This window comes from Bartonella sp. TT67HLJMS, assembly GCF_042193375.1.
GTDB lineage: Bacteria > Pseudomonadota > Alphaproteobacteria > Rhizobiales > Rhizobiaceae > Bartonella > Bartonella grahamii.
In genome coordinates, this window is sequence record NZ_JBHILP010000004.1 from 68293 (window position 1) to 87524 (window position 19232).

Annotated in this window: 16 protein-coding genes; 1 reads left to right on the forward strand and 15 read right to left on the reverse strand. The window is 39.2% G+C overall.

The window, feature by feature from the left end:
- Positions 1 to 50: 50 nt before the first annotated feature.
- Positions 51 to 2246, reverse strand: a complete 2196-nt coding sequence (gene pnp / locus ACFIJQ_RS03435) for a polyribonucleotide nucleotidyltransferase (protein ID WP_375628537.1) — start codon at positions 2244 to 2246, stop codon at positions 51 to 53.
- Between the two features lie 252 nt (positions 2247 to 2498).
- Entirely contained in the window at positions 2499 to 2768 is a 270-nt protein-coding gene (gene rpsO, locus ACFIJQ_RS03440) for a 30S ribosomal protein S15 (protein ID WP_005774142.1), read from the reverse strand.
- 314 nt (positions 2769 to 3082) lie between these two features.
- Between rpsO and ACFIJQ_RS03445 the strand changes: the two genes are divergently transcribed.
- Positions 3083 to 4711: an MFS transporter gene (locus ACFIJQ_RS03445; RefSeq protein WP_375628538.1), complete on the forward strand. Its 1629-nt coding sequence runs from the start codon at positions 3083 to 3085 to the stop codon at positions 4709 to 4711.
- A 419-nt stretch (positions 4712 to 5130) separates the two neighbouring features.
- Here the strand turns inward: ACFIJQ_RS03445 and truB are convergent, their stop codons facing one another.
- The 13 genes from truB to ACFIJQ_RS03510 form a co-directional block, all read right to left on the reverse strand.
- Positions 5131 to 6093: a tRNA pseudouridine(55) synthase TruB gene (truB, locus tag ACFIJQ_RS03450; RefSeq protein WP_208439462.1), complete on the reverse strand. Its 963-nt coding sequence runs from the start codon at positions 6091 to 6093 to the stop codon at positions 5131 to 5133.
- Positions 6094 to 6097: 4 nt separating this feature from the next.
- Positions 6098 to 6505, reverse strand: coding sequence for a 30S ribosome-binding factor RbfA (rbfA, locus tag ACFIJQ_RS03455; RefSeq protein ID WP_273787793.1), 408 nt, complete (start codon positions 6503 to 6505; stop codon positions 6098 to 6100).
- 122 nt (positions 6506 to 6627) lie between these two features.
- Complete coding sequence (gene infB, locus ACFIJQ_RS03460; RefSeq protein WP_273787794.1) at positions 6628 to 9147, reverse strand: translation initiation factor IF-2; 2520 nt, start codon at positions 9145 to 9147, stop codon at positions 6628 to 6630.
- On the reverse strand, positions 9144 to 9779 hold the full coding sequence (locus ACFIJQ_RS03465) for an RNA-binding protein (protein WP_012754629.1): 636 nt from the start codon (positions 9777 to 9779) through the stop codon (positions 9144 to 9146). The genes infB and ACFIJQ_RS03465 overlap by 4 nt, the downstream gene beginning before the upstream one ends.
- Positions 9780 to 11411, reverse strand: a complete 1632-nt coding sequence (gene nusA, locus ACFIJQ_RS03470) for a transcription termination factor NusA (RefSeq protein ID WP_273787795.1) — start codon at positions 11409 to 11411, stop codon at positions 9780 to 9782.
- Positions 11412 to 11458: 47 nt separating this feature from the next.
- Complete coding sequence (gene rimP / locus ACFIJQ_RS03475; RefSeq protein WP_012754631.1) at positions 11459 to 12109, reverse strand: ribosome maturation factor RimP; 651 nt, start codon at positions 12107 to 12109, stop codon at positions 11459 to 11461.
- A gap of 127 nt (positions 12110 to 12236) precedes the next feature.
- The gene (locus ACFIJQ_RS03480) at positions 12237 to 12938 is read right to left on the reverse strand and encodes a tRNA (guanine(46)-N(7))-methyltransferase TrmB (protein WP_273787796.1); all 702 of its coding nucleotides are present in this window, start codon (positions 12936 to 12938) and stop codon (positions 12237 to 12239) included.
- Positions 12935 to 14203: a methionine adenosyltransferase gene (gene metK / locus ACFIJQ_RS03485; protein WP_273787797.1), complete on the reverse strand. Its 1269-nt coding sequence runs from the start codon at positions 14201 to 14203 to the stop codon at positions 12935 to 12937. The genes ACFIJQ_RS03480 and metK overlap by 4 nt, the downstream gene beginning before the upstream one ends.
- A 130-nt stretch (positions 14204 to 14333) precedes the next feature.
- Positions 14334 to 14747: a helix-turn-helix domain-containing protein gene (locus ACFIJQ_RS03490; protein WP_012754634.1), complete on the reverse strand. Its 414-nt coding sequence runs from the start codon at positions 14745 to 14747 to the stop codon at positions 14334 to 14336.
- Positions 14748 to 14895: 148 nt separating this feature from the next.
- Positions 14896 to 16530, reverse strand: a complete 1635-nt coding sequence (lnt, locus tag ACFIJQ_RS03495) for an apolipoprotein N-acyltransferase (RefSeq protein WP_375628542.1) — start codon at positions 16528 to 16530, stop codon at positions 14896 to 14898.
- Positions 16493 to 17518, reverse strand: a complete 1026-nt coding sequence (locus ACFIJQ_RS03500; protein ID WP_375628544.1) for a hemolysin family protein — start codon at positions 17516 to 17518, stop codon at positions 16493 to 16495. Before ACFIJQ_RS03500 ends, lnt begins: the two co-directional genes overlap by 38 nt.
- An 85-nt stretch (positions 17519 to 17603) precedes the next feature.
- Complete coding sequence (gene ybeY, locus ACFIJQ_RS03505) at positions 17604 to 18095, reverse strand: rRNA maturation RNase YbeY (RefSeq protein ID WP_375628546.1); 492 nt, start codon at positions 18093 to 18095, stop codon at positions 17604 to 17606.
- Positions 18092 to 19216, reverse strand: coding sequence for a PhoH family protein (locus ACFIJQ_RS03510; RefSeq protein WP_375628644.1), 1125 nt, complete (start codon positions 19214 to 19216; stop codon positions 18092 to 18094). The genes ybeY and ACFIJQ_RS03510 overlap by 4 nt, the downstream gene beginning before the upstream one ends.
- Between the last annotated feature and the right edge of the window lie 16 nt (positions 19217 to 19232).

Below are 19232 nucleotides of genomic sequence, written 5' to 3' on the forward strand. Positions count from 1 at the left end.
TGCCACTCCAATGTTGGGATGGCATTTCATGATACGATAAGAGGAAAAACTTACTCTTCTTTTTTCTTACGGCGGCGCTTATTTTCAGGTTGTTTTTTTTCATCCACGCACTTTTCTTCATTCATCGCTTTATCACCGGTGATTTCCTTTCCGGTTTTTTGATCAACAACCTTCATTGATAACCGAACTTTTCCACGCTCATCAAAGCCCATTAATTTAACCCAAACTTTGTCACCTTCCTTCACAATATCGGTTGTTTTGGTGACGCGTTCTGATGCAAGCTGAGAGATATGAACGAGTCCATCACGAGAACCAAAGAAGTTTATAAATGCACCAAATTCTGCAGTTTTTACAACTGTTCCTTGGTAGACAGCACCAACTTCAGGCTCATCGACAATAGAATGGATCCAGCGTTTTGCTGCTTCAATGGTTTTAGCATCAGCAGAAGCAATTTTAATGGTACCATCATCTTCAATATTAATTTTTGCTCCAGTTTGTTCCACGATTTCCCGAATAACTTTACCACCAGAGCCGATAACATCACGGATTTTATCGACAGAAATATTCATAACTTCGATTCGTGGAGAAAATTCACTCAGCTCAGCACGTGCACTGGTTAAAGCTTTCGCCATTTCATTGAGGATATGGATTCGTCCACCTTTGGCTTGTTCAAGCGCGATTTTCATAATCTCTTCGGTAATACCATCAATTTTGATATCCATTTGCAAGGCAGTAATACCATTTTCTGTTCCTGCAACTTTAAAATCCATATCTCCAAGATGATCTTCATCCCCTAAAATATCAGACAGAACAGCAAAGCGTTCTCCTTCTTTAATCAAGCCCATAGCAATACCAGCAACAGGGCGTGCTAGAGGAACGCCGGCATCCATGAGAGCAAGTGAGGTTCCACAAACCGTTGCCATAGAAGAAGATCCATTGGATTCAGTGATTTCTGAGACAGCACGAATAGTATAAGGAAAAGATTCTTTCGTTGGCAACATGGGGTGAATTGCTCGCCATGCCAATTTGCCATGTCCAATTTCACGACGACCAGGAGAACCAAGGCGTCCTGTTTCACCCACTGAAAATGGTGGGAAATTGTAATGGAGAAGGAATGTTTCCTTATACATTCCCGTTAAGGAATCAACATATTGTTCATCTTCTCCAGTTCCGAGAGTCGCAACGACAATAGCTTGTGTTTCTCCGCGGGTAAAGAGTGCTGATCCATGTGTGCGGGGTAAAATACTTACTTCTGATTGGATAGGGCGCACAGTAGAAAGATTGCGTCCATCAATCCGCTTTTGGGTATCAAGAATATTCCCGCGAACAATTTTTGCTTGCAACTGTTTAAATACGGTTGCAATTTGATCTGCACTAAACTTACAGTCTTCTTCTGTTTCGGGCATAAATTTATTGAGGATTTCTGTCTTTAGTGCATCAATTGCAGCATAACGTTCTTGCTTATCAGTAATTGTGTAAGCCTTTCGTATATCCTGTTCTGCCATTTTCTGCATTGCTTTTTCAAGTTCAGAAAGATCTTCAGGAACAAAATCACGAGGATCTTTTGCAGCAACTTCAGCAAGCTTTATAATGGCATCAAGGACAGGTTGAAGGCCTTTGTGACCAAACATCACGGCACCCAACATGATATCTTCCGGTAATTCTTGTGCTTCTGATTCAACCATCAAAACAGCACTTTCTGTTCCAGCAACAACAAGATCAAGTTTTGATTCAGGCATTTCATCAATATGAGGATTGAGAACATATTGTCCATTACAATAGCCAACGCGGGCACCAGCTATAGGACCCATGAAAGGAACACCTGACAGGGTCAATGCAGCAGAAGATGCAATCATCGCAAGGATATCGGGATTATTTTCGAGATCATGCTGTATAACGGAAACAATCACTTGCGTATCATTTTTATATCCCTCAACGAAAAGGGGACGAATTGGGCGATCAATCAAACGTGAAACCAAAGTTTCATTTTCACTTGGTCGACTTTCACGTTTTAAATAGCCCCCAGGTATTCTACCAACAGCATAGGATTTTTCTTGATAATTAACAGTGAGTGGAAAAAAATCCTGGTCTGGTTTTGGACTTTTGGCTGATACAACGGTTGCTAAGACAATAGTTTCTCCATAGGTAGCAATCACTGCACCATCAGCTTGACGTGCTATTTTCCCTGTTTCAAGGGTGAGAGGACGCCCAGCCCATTCAATTTCTATCTTGTGCGTTTTGAACATTTTTTATCCTTAATGACCAGTGTTTAAATCTTTGATTGCTCACATTCTGGTTTTGCGTAGCATATTTCCAAGCTCTGGGGTGGACAACATACTTTTTATCTTTGTTACGAGAAGAGAGAAGTAAACTGCCTTAAATGCGAAATGATGAGCAGTCCTATCCCATAATAACTTGTCAGTTTTTAAATTTTTTAATTAAAAGCAACACGTTGAAAAAATGGGTGGTTTTTTTTAAACACCACCACCATTTTTCTTTTAGCGACGCAAACCTAACTTCTTGATAAGTGTCTGATAACGATTTTGGTCAACTCCTTTAAGATAATCAAGAAGGCGCCGGCGTTGAGACACCATCTTCAAAAGACCACGACGAGAATGATTATCCTTTTTGTGAGATTTAAAGTGGTTTGTTAAATTAGAAATACGTTCAGAAAGTACAGCAATCTGTACTTCTGGTGATCCTGTATCACCAACTTTATTTGCGTATTCTGCGACAAGAGCTTGTTTACGTTCAGCTGTAATCGACATCGTATTATCCTTTCCAAAAACGAAGAAACATAAAGTCACCCATAGCCGAGATGTCGTTCAGCAAGGGTCTGTGAGGAAATAAGAAGAGTCAAAGACTCTTACCTATTTTCGTCCTTATATAGGAAAGAAGGTTAAAATACTAGTCCTTTACAGCATTTTGAAGTCTTTCTTTAAATAAAAGCTTTTGTTTTGAAATATTGATTTAAATAGAGTTTTATGAGAAGTCTTTTAAAGAATTATGCATCCTTTTGATACAAAGATTATGAGCGTGTGTGTGCTAACAAAGATGATAAATACCGATTTGGAGGAAAAAGATGCAGAGCATTTCAACATTAAAACTTTTTCGTAATTCGGTATTTCGAAATCTATGGTCATCTACTCTTATTTCTAATTTAGGAGGGCTGATACAGGCTGTTGGAGCAGGGTGGTTAATGGCGTTGATTAGTTCTTCGCATTCCATGGTTGGGCTTGTTCAAAGTGCCACAACATTACCACTTGTTATGTTTTCTTTGATGGCAGGGGCATTAGCGGATAATTTTAATCGGCGTCAAATTATGTTGTGTGCGCAGATTATGATGATGGTCATATCCATGAGTTTATCTGTTTTAGCCTATATGGGATTTCTAACACCTTGGCTTTTGTTATGTTTTACGTTTTTGATTGGATGTGGCACAGCTTTTTATAATCCTTCTTGGCAAGCAACGATAGGAGATATTGTGAGCAGGGAAAATATTCCTGCTGCTGTTAGTTTGAATAGTGTAGGCTTTAATTTGATGCGGAGTGTTGGTCCTGCTATTGGCGGTGCTATCATTGCAACTTTGGGGGCATCTGCTGCTTTTTTGTTTAATGCTATAAGCTATATTCCTCTTATCTGTGCGTTATTTTTCTGGAAGTCGAATTATAAAAAAAACTCATTGCCACGAGAAAGGCTGTTAGGAGCTGTCTCAGATGGTTTGCGTTATGTTGCGATGTCACCTAATCTCCTGAGTATTATGGTTCGAGCGTTCCTTTTTGGTATAGGAGCTATTTCTATTTTAGCACTTTTGCCAATTGTTGCGCATAAAGTTCTTGGAGGAAGTGCCCTTCTTTATGGTACATTGCTCGGTTGTTTTGGGTTAGGAGCCATGACAGCAGGTATTATTAATGCAGTTGTACGGCATCATTTTCGTTCAGAAACAATTATTGCAAGTGCATTTATTGGTTTCGCCTTTTCTTGCTTTTTATTGGGAATCAGCCGTTCACTAATTATAAGCCATATTGCTTTATTTCCTGCAGGTTTATGTTGGGTTTTGGCATTATCATTGTTTAATACATCTGTACAACTCTCTACACCACGCTGGGTTGTTGCACGTTCTTTAGCACTTTATCAAACGGCGTCTTATGGGGGGATGGCTATTGGAAGTGCAATCTGGGGAGGCTTAGCTGATGGTTATTCTCCAACAATTGCTTTGAGTATTTGTTCTCTATTTTTGATTTTTGGTGCTCTTGCGGGGGTAAAATTTAGAATTCAAGAAATTCCTCAGATAGATTTAAATCCTCTTGATCATTTTAGAGAGCCGGAACTATTACTCGACCTCAAAGCAAGAAGTGGCCCGATCATGATAATGATTGATTATCAAATTCATGAAAATGATCTCGAAGAGTTTCTCAAAGTGATGACGCGTCGACGCCATATCCGGTTACGTGATGGTGCGCGTCAGTGGGTCCTTTTACGAGATCTTGAAAGACCTGAATATTGGACAGAGGCTTATCATATGCCGACATGGGTAGATTATTTACGCCATAATCATCGTCGTACAAAAGCGGATGCAGAAGTCAATAAGCGTTTGCGTCATTTAAATTGTGCTCCTAACGGCATAAGAGTGCATCGTATGATTGAACGCCAAACAATACCCCAAGCCAATGAGATGCTTTTAAAAGCCTCCTCTGATCATCTCCCTTAGGGTTAAAACAGTTTTTGTAAAATATTAAATACGTTAATATTATTTCGATCGATTTGTTAGCATAATCATAACAAAAAATTGCTGTTTAAATGGTTAATAAATTGATTTATAATGATTATTTGTCGTTTCAAATCTATTTAGAGTAAATCAGTCTAAATCTTCGCTTGCACATTACAAATGAGGGTTAAAGTGTGAGTAAAAAACGATTGAATAAGAAATAAAAAGCCTCTTATGAATCCTTTCAAACGCAAGGATTGTTCCGACATTAAGAGGAAAAAGTGTGTGGTGGTGTTAGCTTATAGCACTGACTTAAATTTTGATATGAATATGGTAAACATAGACAACGAAGAGTACCATATTTTTCTTAATTGATAGAGAAAAATATCTTTCCGCAAAAGGTAGGTGCGGAAAAGAATCGATTAAATTGTGAAAATCCGCTTCGGTTTAAATAAACTTTTGTCGAGGGTGCCAATGGCAAGAAGTTGTTCTTTATAGAGGACAAAAATCTCATCTTCGTCAAGAGGTACTTTGTGATGACTTAAGAGGATAGAATGACCCTTTATAATTCTCTGTGCTTGAGTTTCATTAAGGATATAGTGAGGGAGGCAATCCAATGCAGCGCTTGTTTCAATTAAGAGCTCATCGAGTGTTGTGAAGTTTTTTTCAAAAGAACGATTATTTTCATCTGTAGTGTTTTTATTTGGCGGAACGGCCGCTTTTAGTTCGTCCCATGTAATGAGATCTTCTTCATCAAAAGGTGCGACAGAAATGCGCCTTAAATCAGCAATATGCCCATAGCAACCTAGATCACGTCCCATATCGCGCGCTAAAGAGCGCACATAAGTTCCCTTTCCGCAGGTTATTTCAAAGACAGAGTGCTCTTTGGTAGGCATTTCTAATAATTTGAAAGTTTCTATTTCCACTTCACGGGGCGGAATTTCAACAACTTCCCCTTCACGCGCTAAATCATAGGCACGATTTCCGGCAATTTTTATTGCTGAAAATTGCGGAGGCGTTTGCAAAATAACACCTGTATATTGAGGAAGAAGAGCAAGTATTTCTTCTTGTGTTGGACGTTTGAGAGAAGTTTTCGTGATTTCGCCCTCTAGATCATCTGTTGAACGCTCTTCTCCCCAAGCGATATGAAAACGGTAAGTTTTTTTGCCTTGCATCACGTAAGGGACGGTTTTGGTTGCTTCGCCCAATGCAATGGGAAGGAGACCAGAAGCAAGAGGATCAAGTGTTCCTGCATGTCCTGCCTTTTGTGCATGAAAGAGCCATTTGATTTGTGAGACAGCTTCTGTTGATTTCATTCCTTTTGGTTTATCAAATATGACCCAGCCAGAAACAGGACGCCCTTTTTTTTTGTGTTGCCGTGCCATATCTTTAATCCTCATCTTTATCACTATGGTGAAGATCGCGAGCAACTTCAGGCGAGCGAAGGAGGGCATCAATTTTTGAAAAATTATCAAAACTATTATCAAGTCGGAAACGCAGTTCAGGCATATATTTCATTTGTCGCAACGCATGACTGATTTCTCCACGGAGAAAACGACTATGTTTATTGAGGGTATCAACAACATCGGTATGAGAAGCATTTTTAAGAGTGCTGAGAGGTGATACAAAGCAAGTAGCAATTTTTAAATCTGGTGACATGCGTACTTCAGAGACAGAAATAACAATATCTTTCAAGATATCATCAAGCAAAATATCACGCTGTAATATATGCGCTATTGCATGACGTACTTGCTCTGCTACTCTAAGTTGCCGTTGTGATGGCTTTGCATTTTTCATCAAAGTTTTATCCTTGCTACAAGATCTCTTTTTTTGACCATTTAGATAAGGAAAAAGAGATATTGTGTATAAAACCTAATAACTTTCTTTATTTTACAACAGAGTAAAGTTATTGGATTATTTTATAATGTGCGATTAATATGTTCGATACGGAAGATCTCAATGATGTCTCCTGCGCGCATGTCTTCATAATTTTCAAAGGCGATTCCACATTCTTGACCACTTTGCACTTCATTGACTTCATCCTTAAAGCGCTTGAGTGTTTTCAGCTTTCCTTCGTGAACAACGATATTATCGCGGATAAGGCGAACACCGGCTCCTCGTTCTATTTTACCTTCTGTAACACGACATCCTGCAACTTTTCCAATTTTTGTAATGTTAAAGACTTCTAGAATTTCAGCATTACCAAGGAAAGTTTCACGCTGTTCTGGTGAGAGTAATCCAGACATGGCAGCCTTGATATCGTCAACAAGATCATAAATGATGTTGTAATAACGAATTTCAATTCCTTGTGTTTTAGCAAAATCACGTGCTTGCTTATTAGCTCGAACATTAAAGCCAATTACAGCAGAGTTAGAAGCTTCCGCAAGAGAAATATCACTTTCGGTAATTCCTCCTGCACCAGAATGTACAATACGCGCACGAACCTCATCATTTCCGAGTTTTTCCAATGCTGAAGCGATTGCTTCAATTGATCCTTGCACATCCCCTTTTATAATAAGAGAAAATTCCTTAACACCAGTCGTTTGCAATTTTGTCATCATCTGCTCAAGAGAACCACGCGAACCAGTTTGTCGCGCAACAGCTTTATCACGTGCTAATCGTTGACGGTATTCAGAAATTTCACGTGCTTTTGCTTCATGTGTGACAACAGCAAAACGGTCTCCGGCTTGTGGCGTTCCTTGCATGCCTAAAATTTCAATCGGTGTAGAGGGAACGGCTTCTTTGACATGGCGTCCATGGTCATCAATCAAAGCACGCACACGACCCCATTCATTTCCGGCAACTATAATATCAGAAGGGTGTAATGTACCTTTTTGAACAAGAACTGTTGCAACAGATCCACGTCCGCGATCCAATTTGGCTTCAATGATAACGCCCTCTGCAGTTCGTTGAGAATCTGCTTTCAGATCAAGCATTTCAGCCTGAAGAAGGATAGCTTCGAGAAGTTTATCAAGATTTTGACCAGTTTTAGCAGAAACTTCAACGTCCAAAGTTTCTCCGCCCATAGTTTCAACAAACACTTCATGTTGTAAAAGTTCTGTACGCACTTTTTGTGCATTCGCAGCTGGTTTATCAATTTTGTTGATAGCAACAATGATAGGTACACCAGCGGCTTTTGCATGATTGATTGATTCAATCGTTTGGGGCATAACACTATCATCAGCGGCTACAACGAGAACAGCAATATCGGTAACACGAGCTCCACGTGCACGCATAGCCGTAAATGCAGCATGTCCTGGTGTATCAATAAAGGTAATTTTTTGACCGTTTTGTTCTACTTGATAGGCACCAATATGCTGCGTAATACCTCCCGCTTCGCCAGAAACAACATTTGCTTTACGAATAGCATCCAAAAGAGAAGTTTTTCCGTGGTCAACATGGCCCATAATGGTTACAACAGGAGGGCGCTGCTGCATGTTTTGAGGATTATCTGTTATATTAAAGATACCTTCCTCTACGTCAGATTCTAAAACACGTTTAACAGTATGGCCAAATTCAACAGCGATGAGTTCGGCAACATCTGCATCAATAACATCGCCAGGTTTCATCATTTGTCCTTGTTTCATCAAGAATTTAATCACATCAACAGAACGCTCAGTCATACGTTGTGCGAGCTCTTGAATGGTAATCGTTTCAGGAAGAACAACTTCGCGAGAAATTTTCTCTCTTGGTTCTTGATTTTGTGCACGCTTAAACTTTTCCTGTCTACGCCGCATTGCAGCCATTGAGCGTCCACGTGCGCTTCCTTCTTCATCCAGTGCACTATTCAGAGTTAGCTTTCCGCGTCGCCGCTCATCAGCTCCTTTGACAACTTTTGGTACACGTATTTCTGATTTAGCAGGATTAGCACGTCGACTATGCCGTTCTTCCTCTTTATTTTCATCTATTTTGCGTTTTTCAACCACAGTTGTGTTTTTAGGCGCAATAGGAATATCTGTCTGTTCAATGAGAGGAGGAACAGGTGGAGCCTGTACTGGCGATATTTCTTCTTCTTGTTGGAGATGTATTTCTTTTTCTTTAATTTCTTGCTGTAAAATTTCTTCACGCTCTTTAGCGCGTCTTGCTTCTTCTTCGGCTTGTTCTCGCGTTATTCTTTCTTGGATATGTGCTTCTTCTAATGCGCGAAGTCTCGCTTCCATTTCAGTCGATGAAAGATTGCTTTTGGTCACAGATTCTTGAGGCTTTTTTCCCTCAAAACGCGGCTTAGAGCGCTGGGGGGCCACATGTGGCTTTGTAATGGGCTGTGGGGTTTCAGCTTTTTCATCAGGTCGCGTAATTTTACGCCGTTTGGTTTCGACAACGACAGCCTTCGTACGGCCATGGCTAAAATTTTGTTTGACCGTGCTCGTTTCCAAGACAGACCGCTTGAGAGTTAGTGTCTTCTTGACTGTTGTTTTGTCGTTGTTATTTTCACTCATTGTATTTCCTTCACGGCTTGTGCCGTCATCTCACTAGGCTTACTATGCTTGTCGTCACGATAGCTGATCAATTTATATGTCGTTTTGAGAAATCCCTCAGCAGCTTTTGTGTCCAGTAAGGCCGCATGCATTACAGGATTAGAGCCAAAAGCCACTCGCATTTCATCACTTGTAAATAAAGATATGGTTTTTATAGTCCGATTTGTTTGTTGTTGTATTGAATGGATGGCCTGTGCAATTTTTCGTTTCCCATCTTCTGTTGTTTCTTTAGCATGAAGTACAAGAATAACTTTACCAGAGCGGATAGCAGCATCAACCTTTGTTGCTCCCATAACAATTGCTCCCGCTTTTCGTGCCATGGAAAGGCTTGAAAGAGCGGCTTTTAGTAAAAGCGTATCAACAACATGCACAAGATTTGGTGCAACCTCAACATCTGTTTTAAAATTTCTATGAAAAGCTTTCTGTTTGATTGCTTTCTCAATAACAGCATGATGGGCAGAAATCCAAACGCCACGCCCTGGTAAATTCGCTTTAAGATCAGGAACAATTTGATTATTGGGACCAATAACAAAACGGATCAGCGTTTGTGCTGAAGCATTTTTTCTGGTCACAATGCAAGTCCGTTCATTCATTTAAAGTGTATCCACATCCAAATCATCTGTTTTTTCATTTTCTGCAGAATTTTCATCTTCTACAGGATTTTCTGTAACAAGATCAGCTTGGTCTATCCAGCCTGCTTGTACACGTGCGGCTAAAACCATAGCTTCTGCATCCGCGCGTGTAATGTCAAAAGGGGTTAAAATACCAGAAAAACTCTGTGTTTGACCTTCTTTGCGTTCTCTCCAACCAGCTAAATCATCAACGGCATAGCCAGCAAAGTCTTCTATTGTTTTTACACCATCCTCACCTACAGCAACCAACATAGCACTTGTCATTCCAGGAAGTGTTCGCAATTCGTCAGAAACTCCGAGCTTTTTGCGTTTTTCATCGAGTTCTTTTTCTTGATGATCAAGATATTCTCGGGCACGACTTTGGATTTCAGCGGCGGTATCATGGTCAAAACCATCAATAGAAGCGATTTCTTCAAGATCAATATAGGCGATTTCTTCAATGGAAGAAAAACCCTCTGATGCCATAACCTGCCCGATCATTTCGTCAACCTCTAAGGCTTCCATAAACAATTTACTCCGTTCAGTAAATTCTTTTTGACGATTTTCAGATTCTTCCTTTTCCGTTAAAATATCAATGTTCCATCCTGTTAGTTGCGAAGCCAAGCGAACATTTTGTCCACGTCGTCCAATAGCAAGGCTAAGTTGATCATCTGGCACAATAACTTCAATCCGTTCAGCATCTTCATCAAGGATGATTTTAGAAACTTCAGCAGGTTGCAGTGCATTAACGACAAATGTTGCCGCATCAGGCGACCAAGGAATAATATCAATTTTTTCGCCTTGTAATTCAGCAACAACAGCTTGTACACGACTTCCTCGCATTCCAACGCATGCTCCAACAGGATCAATGGAACCATCGCGTGAAACAACGGCGATTTTAGCCCGTGAACCTGGATCACGAGCAACAGATTTGATTTCTATAATACCATCATAAATTTCTGGCACTTCCATAGTGAAAAGTTTTACCATAAATTGGGGATGTGTGCGTGAAAGGAAAATTTGCGGACCACGCGTTTCACGGTGTACATCATTGACAAAAGCACGAATACGATCTCCATAGCGGAATGATTCACGAGGAATTAATTCATCACGGCGCACAATAGCTTCACCACGCCCGAGATCAACGATAACATTACCATATTCCACCCGCTTAACTGTACCAGAAATAATTTCACCAACTTTATTTTTGAATTCTTCATATTGCTGATCACGTTCTGCGTCGCGTACTTTTTGTACAATAACCTGTTTAGCAGATTGTGCTGCGATACGTCCAAAATCCATAGGAGGTAAAAGATCAGCAAAAAAATCACCAATTTTTGCTTCTGCTTGATGTTTAAGAGCATCAGACAAAGTAATTTCCGTTGTATAGTCTTCAACGACATCAACGATTTTAAGCAGGCGCTGTAATTTAATTTCACCTGTTTTAGAATTGATTTCAGCACGGATATTTGTTTCTTGACCATAACGAGAACGTGCTGCTTTTTGAATAGCATCAGCCATCGCAGAAATGACAATTTCACGGTCGATTGACTTTTCACGTGCAACAGCATCTGCAATTTGCAGAATCTCAAGCCTGTTAGCGCTTGTAGCCATCAATTTTCTCCTTCTTTGTGCCACACGATGGGTATTTCCCAGTGATATTATTTTTTGAAATTGAGCGTCTGTATAGAGTCGTTAGCTTTCTCTTCAGCAATGAATTGTTGACTTAACTCTTTATTTTTTTTCAATGCATCGCGAATAAGCTCATCGGTAAGCACTAAATGCGCATTTATGATATCACAAAAGGAAATAGGGGTATACATGGCTTCTCCATAAGCAGCTTTATCAGTGTTTAAAATAAATCCATCTTGCGTGATATTTGTAAGTGTCCCGCGAAATTTTCGGCGCCCATCAATTGTTATTTTGGTTTCAATTTTTGCAAGATGCCCTTGCCAATGAAAAAAGTCAGATTTTCTTACCAATGGACGATCAATTCCAGGTGATGAGATTTCTAAATGATATTTGCGTTCAATAACATTTTGTACATCAAGAAGGGGGGAAACAGTTCGACTAACAGTTTCACAATCTTCTACGGTCATAGAACCATCGGCACGTTCAACCATAATTTGAAGTGTTAAACCATTTTGACCAAGAAGTTTCACACGAACCAAACGAAAACCTAAAGGTTTAAGTAGTGGTATGACAAGAGCAGCAACCTGTGCTTCGATACCATCTTCTTCAAACAGGCGTGGTTCGTCAAGATTGCTTATTTTTTCAGCTTCGTTCATACATTTTATCCAAGTTATTTTCATCAGTTTTATGATATTAAAAAAGAGCGGGTCCAACGGCCCACCCTTCATCATAAGACCAAGAATTTAGCTATTGATACTCTTAAATTCAAAATTTTTCAAGTTGTTTATGAGAAAAGCGCTTGATCATTTATTTCTTGATAAAGGTAAGATAGGCGGGCGTCCGTCCTTCGCGTAAAGCTTTTGCTTCATAGCGGGTTCCTTTCCATAGTGGATAAGGGAGTTTCCAGTCTTGAGGGCTTTCTGCTTTCCATTCAAAGTGATCATGTTGTGCACAATGGTACAAAGTCCAGTTTACATAACTGTCTATATCGCTAGCAAAGCGAAAAATTTTCCCTATTTTAAGAACACGAGCAAAACGGTTAAGATTTTTTGTGTTGATGAAACGTCGTTTCCAGTGTTTCTTTTTCGGCCAAGGATCAGGATAAAAGAGGTCTATTCCATCAAGCGAGTTATCAGGGAGCCAATCAAGGAGGCGTGTAGCATCATCATTATAGAGGCGAAGATGATTTTGATAGTTTTGATGCTGTTCAAGAGACAACAATATTTTTGCCATGCCATTGATAAAGGGCTCGACGCCGATAAAACCGGTTTTTGGAAAATATTCCATTTCATGAAGTAAATGTTCACCTCCACCAAAGCCGATTTCAAGTCGAATTTCTCTTACTTTGCTTGAAAATAAGGATGTAAGGTTTGAGGGAGGAGGGACATTTAAATCAATATTTAAATTGGGGAGAAGCATTTTTATACGTGTAAGCTGACTGTTTCGAAGTTGTTTTCCTTGTCGGCGTCCAAAAAATGCTTCACTTTTGCGTGTATTATATTTAATCATGGGATTTGGATCATTGTTTGAAGCGTTTTCACGAGATCAGTTTTTTCCCATGAAAACGAACCATCGTGTTTTGGTTTTCGCCCAAAATGACCATAGGCAGCTGTTTTCGCATAAATAGGTTTATTGAGGTCAAGATGTTTTCGAATGCCGGTAGGTGAAAGGTCCATTATTTTGCGAATGGCTGCTTCAATAACTTTTTCATCGACTTTTCCTGTTCCGTGAAGATTGAGATAAATAGATAAAGGTTGTGCAATACCAATTGCATAAGAGAGTTGAATGGTGCATCGCTCTGCTAAATGAGCAGCAACAATATTTTTAGCCAGATAGCGTGCCGCATAGGCTGCAGAACGATCAACTTTTGTTGTATCTTTTCCTGAAAAAGCACCGCCTCCATGGGGTGCTGCACCTCCATAAGTATCCACAATAATTTTGCGTCCTGTTAATCCGGCATCGCTTTGAGGACCACCAATGACAAATTTTCCTGTTGGGTTAATATACCAACTGCATTGATCTGCAATGGGAATGTCATGTAAAGCTTGACGAATGTAAGGTTCAACCACTGTACGTACCTTGTTGGAATCCCAGCTTTCATCGAGGTGCTGCGTTGAAAGAACAATGGATGTGACCTCTATCGGTTTTCCATTTTTATAGCGTATGGTTATTTGGCTTTTAGCATCTGGTCCTAATTTTCCAGCTTCTCCCTCTCCTTTATGACGGGCTGTGGCAAGAAGTTTGAGAATTTTATGCGCATAATAAATCGGCGCAGGCATGAAATCAGGTGTTTCACGGCAAGCATATCCAAACATGATGCCTTGATCACCTGCTCCTTCTTCACCATGCCGATCCGTAGCATTATCAACCCCTCTTGCTATGTCAGCTGATTGAGGGCGCAAAAGAACATCAATTTTAACAGTTTTCCAATGAAAACCTGCTTGTTCATAGCCAATGGTACGAATAGCACGGCGCGCTGCTGTACGAAAACGCGTAGGATTAATGAGTGGAAAGCCAGTTTCATCATAGATAAATTCTTTATTTTTATCTTTTTTTAATAGCGTATCGGGAACACGCACTTCACCAGCGATAACAACACGGTTGACACTGACGAGAGTTTCACAGGCAACGCGTATTAACCATGGATCAGTACCAGTCTTTTCAGCTTCTTTATAGATCATATCAACGATTTCATCGGAAATACGATCACAAATTTTATCAGGATGTCCTTCCGATACCGATTCGCTCGTAAAAAGATAATCTTGATGCGGCATAGGAACTCCTTCAAAAAAGAAAATCAACGATTTAATTAATTTCTTACTAAAGTTGTCACGATTTGCTAATTCTACAGCAAATCGTCAATGAAAATTTATATGAATAAAAGAGAAAAGATATAATTTTAATTTATAGCTTATTTGTCAAATCTTCCTCAGAAAGTGCTTTTGCCAAATCAATAATTTTTCGACGCACTTTAGCATCAGATATATTTGTAAAAGCGCGCATGAGCTGAATCCCTTCGCTGCTAGAACAAAAGTCTATAAAATTGTGATCACTTTCAGCAAAACCCTCTACTTGTTGGGAGGTAATACCTTTATCAAAAAAGTAAGAAACAGGAACATCCATAATTTCCGCTATCGCTTGAAGACGACTGGCACCAATACGGTTTGTTCCTTTTTCATATTTTTGGATTTGCTGAAAAGTAATCCCTAATTTTTCACCTAGTTTCTCTTGAGTGAGTCCTAAAATATTACGACGTAAACGGATACGAGTTCCAACATAGATATCTATAGGGTCAGGTTTTTTTCTAGTTTCGGTCATAATGCAACTCTTTATTTCCAGCACTTTTCTTCTAAACCAACATCATATTTATGCGCAGCTGATTTATCATATAATTAAAATAATATGTAATATTTTTTCCCAATATTACTGGTAAACGCAACATAATACCGTACAAAGGGCACTTGAATCATTTAAGCTGTTTTGTAGAACCAAAACCAACACGACACAATAGCATAAGGATGAATAAGATAAAAGTAGAGAAAGTTCTGTATTCATTGCTTCCTATAGGGGTAATGGATGATGGAACTTGTGAATCAATAATGCCCACAGCATTTTGTTGAAGAGCTACAACGATTCGTCCATAAGAATCAATAACAGCTGATATTCCATTATTGGCTGCTCGTATGAGGGGGATTCCCAGTTCAACGGCACGAAGTTGTGCTTGTTGAAGATGTTGATAGGGTCCAGGTGTTACACCAAACCATGCATCATTTGTAATATTAATAATTGCTTGAGGCGAGGAGCCTTTAAAAGTCATTTCATGGGGAAATATTGCTTCATAACAAATCAAGGGTAGATAAGAAAATCCGTTTGGCATTGTAACAATTTTGCGCACACTTGCAGCACTATATCCACCAATATTATCGGCAAGGGTACGCAATCCAATTTTTTTCAATAAATCCTGATAAGGAAGATACTCACCAAAAGGAACCAAATGAAGTTTATCGGAAGTATTTAAAATATTACCTTGAGCATTAATGACTGCAATTGTATTAAAATATTGTGTTTGGGAATGAGGTAGATCATTGCTGGCTCGTATTGCTCCGATAATAGCCCATTGTTTAGGTTTTAAAAGAGAGGCAATGCGCATTGTGATAGATGAGTTATCATAGAGAAGGTAAGGAACGGAAGCTTCGGGCCATACGATAAAATCGGGTTCTGAATTTTGGTCGGTTGTTGGCATTGCACTTAGATTCATATGCGCTTCCAACATAGCTTCTCGTGTATTATCACGCAATTTTATATTTTGTTGGATGGAAGGTTGAACAATGCGCACCCAATAAGAACTTTTTTGATTTTCAGCTGTGTTTTCTATAGTATGAAGACGATAAAACCCAAAACCACTGTGAATGAATATAAGTGATAAACAAAGAGAAAGTGCCACTTTCTTTTTTTCATCTGTTAATAAAACAGTTGGCAAACTGTAGGCTAAGACAGCAAGAATATTCATTCCATAAAGTCCCACGATTGCATCAGATTGCATGAACATTGGGGTTGGCATGGCTGTATAGCCAAGAGCATTCCATGGAAATCCTGTGAATAAAAACGCACGCAACCACTCGGCCAATCCTAATGCAAAGGCTAAAACAAAAAAGCGTGCTATTCCTTTTGTCCATAATAAACCAACAATAAAACCAGAAAAAAACCAATAAAGAGAAAGGTAGAGTGGAGGAACTAAAATGGCTAATGGAACTGCCCAACCAAAAGAATCTGGATCTGTTAACAAAGCATTACATAGCCACCAAAGTCCGCAAATAAAATAACTAAAACCAAAGGTTCCACAGCTTAAAGCGTAAGTAAAAAAATGTTTTTTATTGTTTTTTGCGGCCCGTATTGAGTCAAGTAAAACAATAAAGAGAGGGAAGGTTAAAAAGCAAAGAGGTGTCAAATAAAAGGGTGGAAGTGCAAAAGAAGTAAGAGCACCACACAGAAATATCCATGCTTGGCGCTTCCAACCGGTAACAGAGGACAAAAAAACGATGAAATTGTTTAAAAACGCTGGACTATTCTTTAGGGATGACATTGTTCTCAAGATTCTCATTTTTTGGAATGCGAAAAATACGCAATCGCTTAATCCGGCGTTTATCAGCTTCTAAAATACGAAATCTATAACCAGGTACAGCTTCGACAATTTCACCTTTGGCAGGAATGCGATCAAGAATGGAGACGATCAAACCACCAATCGTATCAACATCATCACCATATTCCCCTACGATAAAATCAGGACCAAGAGCTTTCTCCACATCTTCTAGTTCAGTTCTTGCATCAACGAGCCATTTATTGTTTGGTTCACGTACGATAGCATTGTCGACATTATCATGTTCATCTTCGATATCACCAACAACCAATTCAACAATATCCTCCATTGAAACGAGACCATCTGTTCCCCCATGTTCATCAATAACTAAAGCCATTTGAGTTCGTGTAGTTTGCATTCGTGTTAATAATTTGCTTGCAAGCATGGAACTTGGAACAAAGAGAACAGTTCGGATCAGATCCAATTCACCGATTGGGGTATGTAAGTCTGTATGGTTTAATTGAAGCAAATCGGATTTCTGTTCGGTTTTTGTTGGGCTGACAATAAAGCGAGTCATATAGTTAAGAATATCGCGGATGTGAATCATGCCGCGCGGATCATCTAAAGTTTCAGCATAAACAGGTAAGCGAGAATGACCAATTTTTGCGAAACATTTAAGGGTTTCTCCAAGTGAAGTGTTTATTTCCAGTGCTTCGATTTCAGAACGTGGTATCATAACATCATCCACGCGTGCTTCACGTAAGCGTAAAATATTATGCAACATAGTACGTTCTTCAGGTGAGAAGAGGGCAGTGTCTTTTTCATTGTCAGTCGTGAGTGCAACGGTAAGATCATCGCGCAGTGATGTAGACACACAATTACGACCCCGTAAGAATGAAAACAAATGATTCATCAGAGAATATTTTTCTGTATGATTCGTTTGTTGAGAGGTTTTTTTTTCATTATTAGAAGATGTTTGACTATTATTTTGTGCATTTGTTTTGTTTGTCATGGTTTTGAAATCTTCTAAACTTTCTTTTTATAATTAGGTGAATGAGAGGCTTTAAATGGTATGCTCGTAATATTGATTTTAAAAGTTAAATTTTATCATTTATAGACAATTCAGCGTAAGGATCTTTTATGGAAAGCTTTTGCAGAATTTCTCTTTCGAGCTTTTCCATTTGATATGCTTCATTATCAGTTTCATGGTCATAGCCAAGCAGATGCAAGATACCATGAACAATCATATGCGTTAAATGGTCTTGAAATGTTTTTCCTTGTTTTTCTGCTTCGAGAACAACAGTTTCTCGCGCAATAATAATATCACCGAGCATGGGACCAGGAGGATTTCCAGCTTTAAGTGGAAAAGCAGGAAAGGATAATACATTAGTAGATTTGTTTTTGTTGCGCCATTGTGCATTGATTTGTGCCATATGTTTATCATCCGTAAAAAGCAGGCTAATCTCGCTTACAACATTTGCCAATGAAACATGATTCATAGTCGCCATTAATGCTTTTTCAGTGATATTATAAAGCATTTTCTCATCATTCCACCCTGCGCTTTTAACCATTATATCAATAATAATCATGATGAATCAAATTCATTTTTTAATGCATCGCATGCGAATGATTTTTTTTTATTTTGTATTTCGGAATCACGATCATAAGCACAAACGATAGCAGCAACAAGTGGATGGCGTATAACATCTTTTTCATCAAAATGTACAATTGCAATATTTTCTACATTTGAAAGAATGCGAATTGCTTCAATGAGACCTGATTTTTGCCCTGTAGGCAAATCAATTTGGCTTACGTCACCGGTAACAATCATACGTGTTCCTTCTCCAAGACGTGTGAGGAACATTTTCATTTGCATGGGCGTAGTATTTTGTGCCTCATCAAGAATAACAGCAGCATGGGCAAGTGTTCGTCCGCGCATAAAGGCAAGAGGAGCAATTTCTATGACACCAGAAGCTAAAATGCGTTCTATTTTTTCAGCGGGCATCATATCATAAAGAGCATCATAAAGTGGTCGTAAATATGGGTCGACTTTTTCTTTGAGATCACCGGGAAGAAAACCAAGATGTTCTCCAGCTTCAACAGCCGGACGTGAGAGAATAATTCGCTCAATGATACCACGTTCTAGAAGCATTGCAGCATGAGCAACAGCAAGATACGTTTTGCCTGTTCCTGCTGGTCCTACACCAAACACAAGTTCAGTATGCTCCATAGCGCGTATGTAAGCATCTTGTGTTGGAGTTCTTGCATGAATTATTTTTTTATGGGTACTCAACCGTGCTGGTATACGTTTCGTTGCAGATTTGTGTGTTATTGTGTCTTCTTTCTGCTTCTTTGGTATATTTGCCATAGCAAGCGCTCCTTTTATATCTGATAAAGTGAGCTCTTGATGTGTTTTGGCACGTTCATAAAGTTGCTGCAATACATATTGCGCACGTTTTATAACAGAAATACTTCCACGGATTAAGACTTCATTACCACGCGGATGAATACTAAGTTCAAGTTTTTTTTCGATATAAGCGAGATTTTCGTCAAATTTACCAAAAACTGCTTTTGCATATTTATTATTTTCGAAAATCAAAACAACTTGGCTCGGATCTGAAGCGCTTGTTTGTTTCAAGGTATCAGCCTTTTCAAGGGACATATTTACTTTTTCTTTAATACGCTTTATTTTTTCGGTTGAAGCTTTCAGCCTATTCTCCATATCT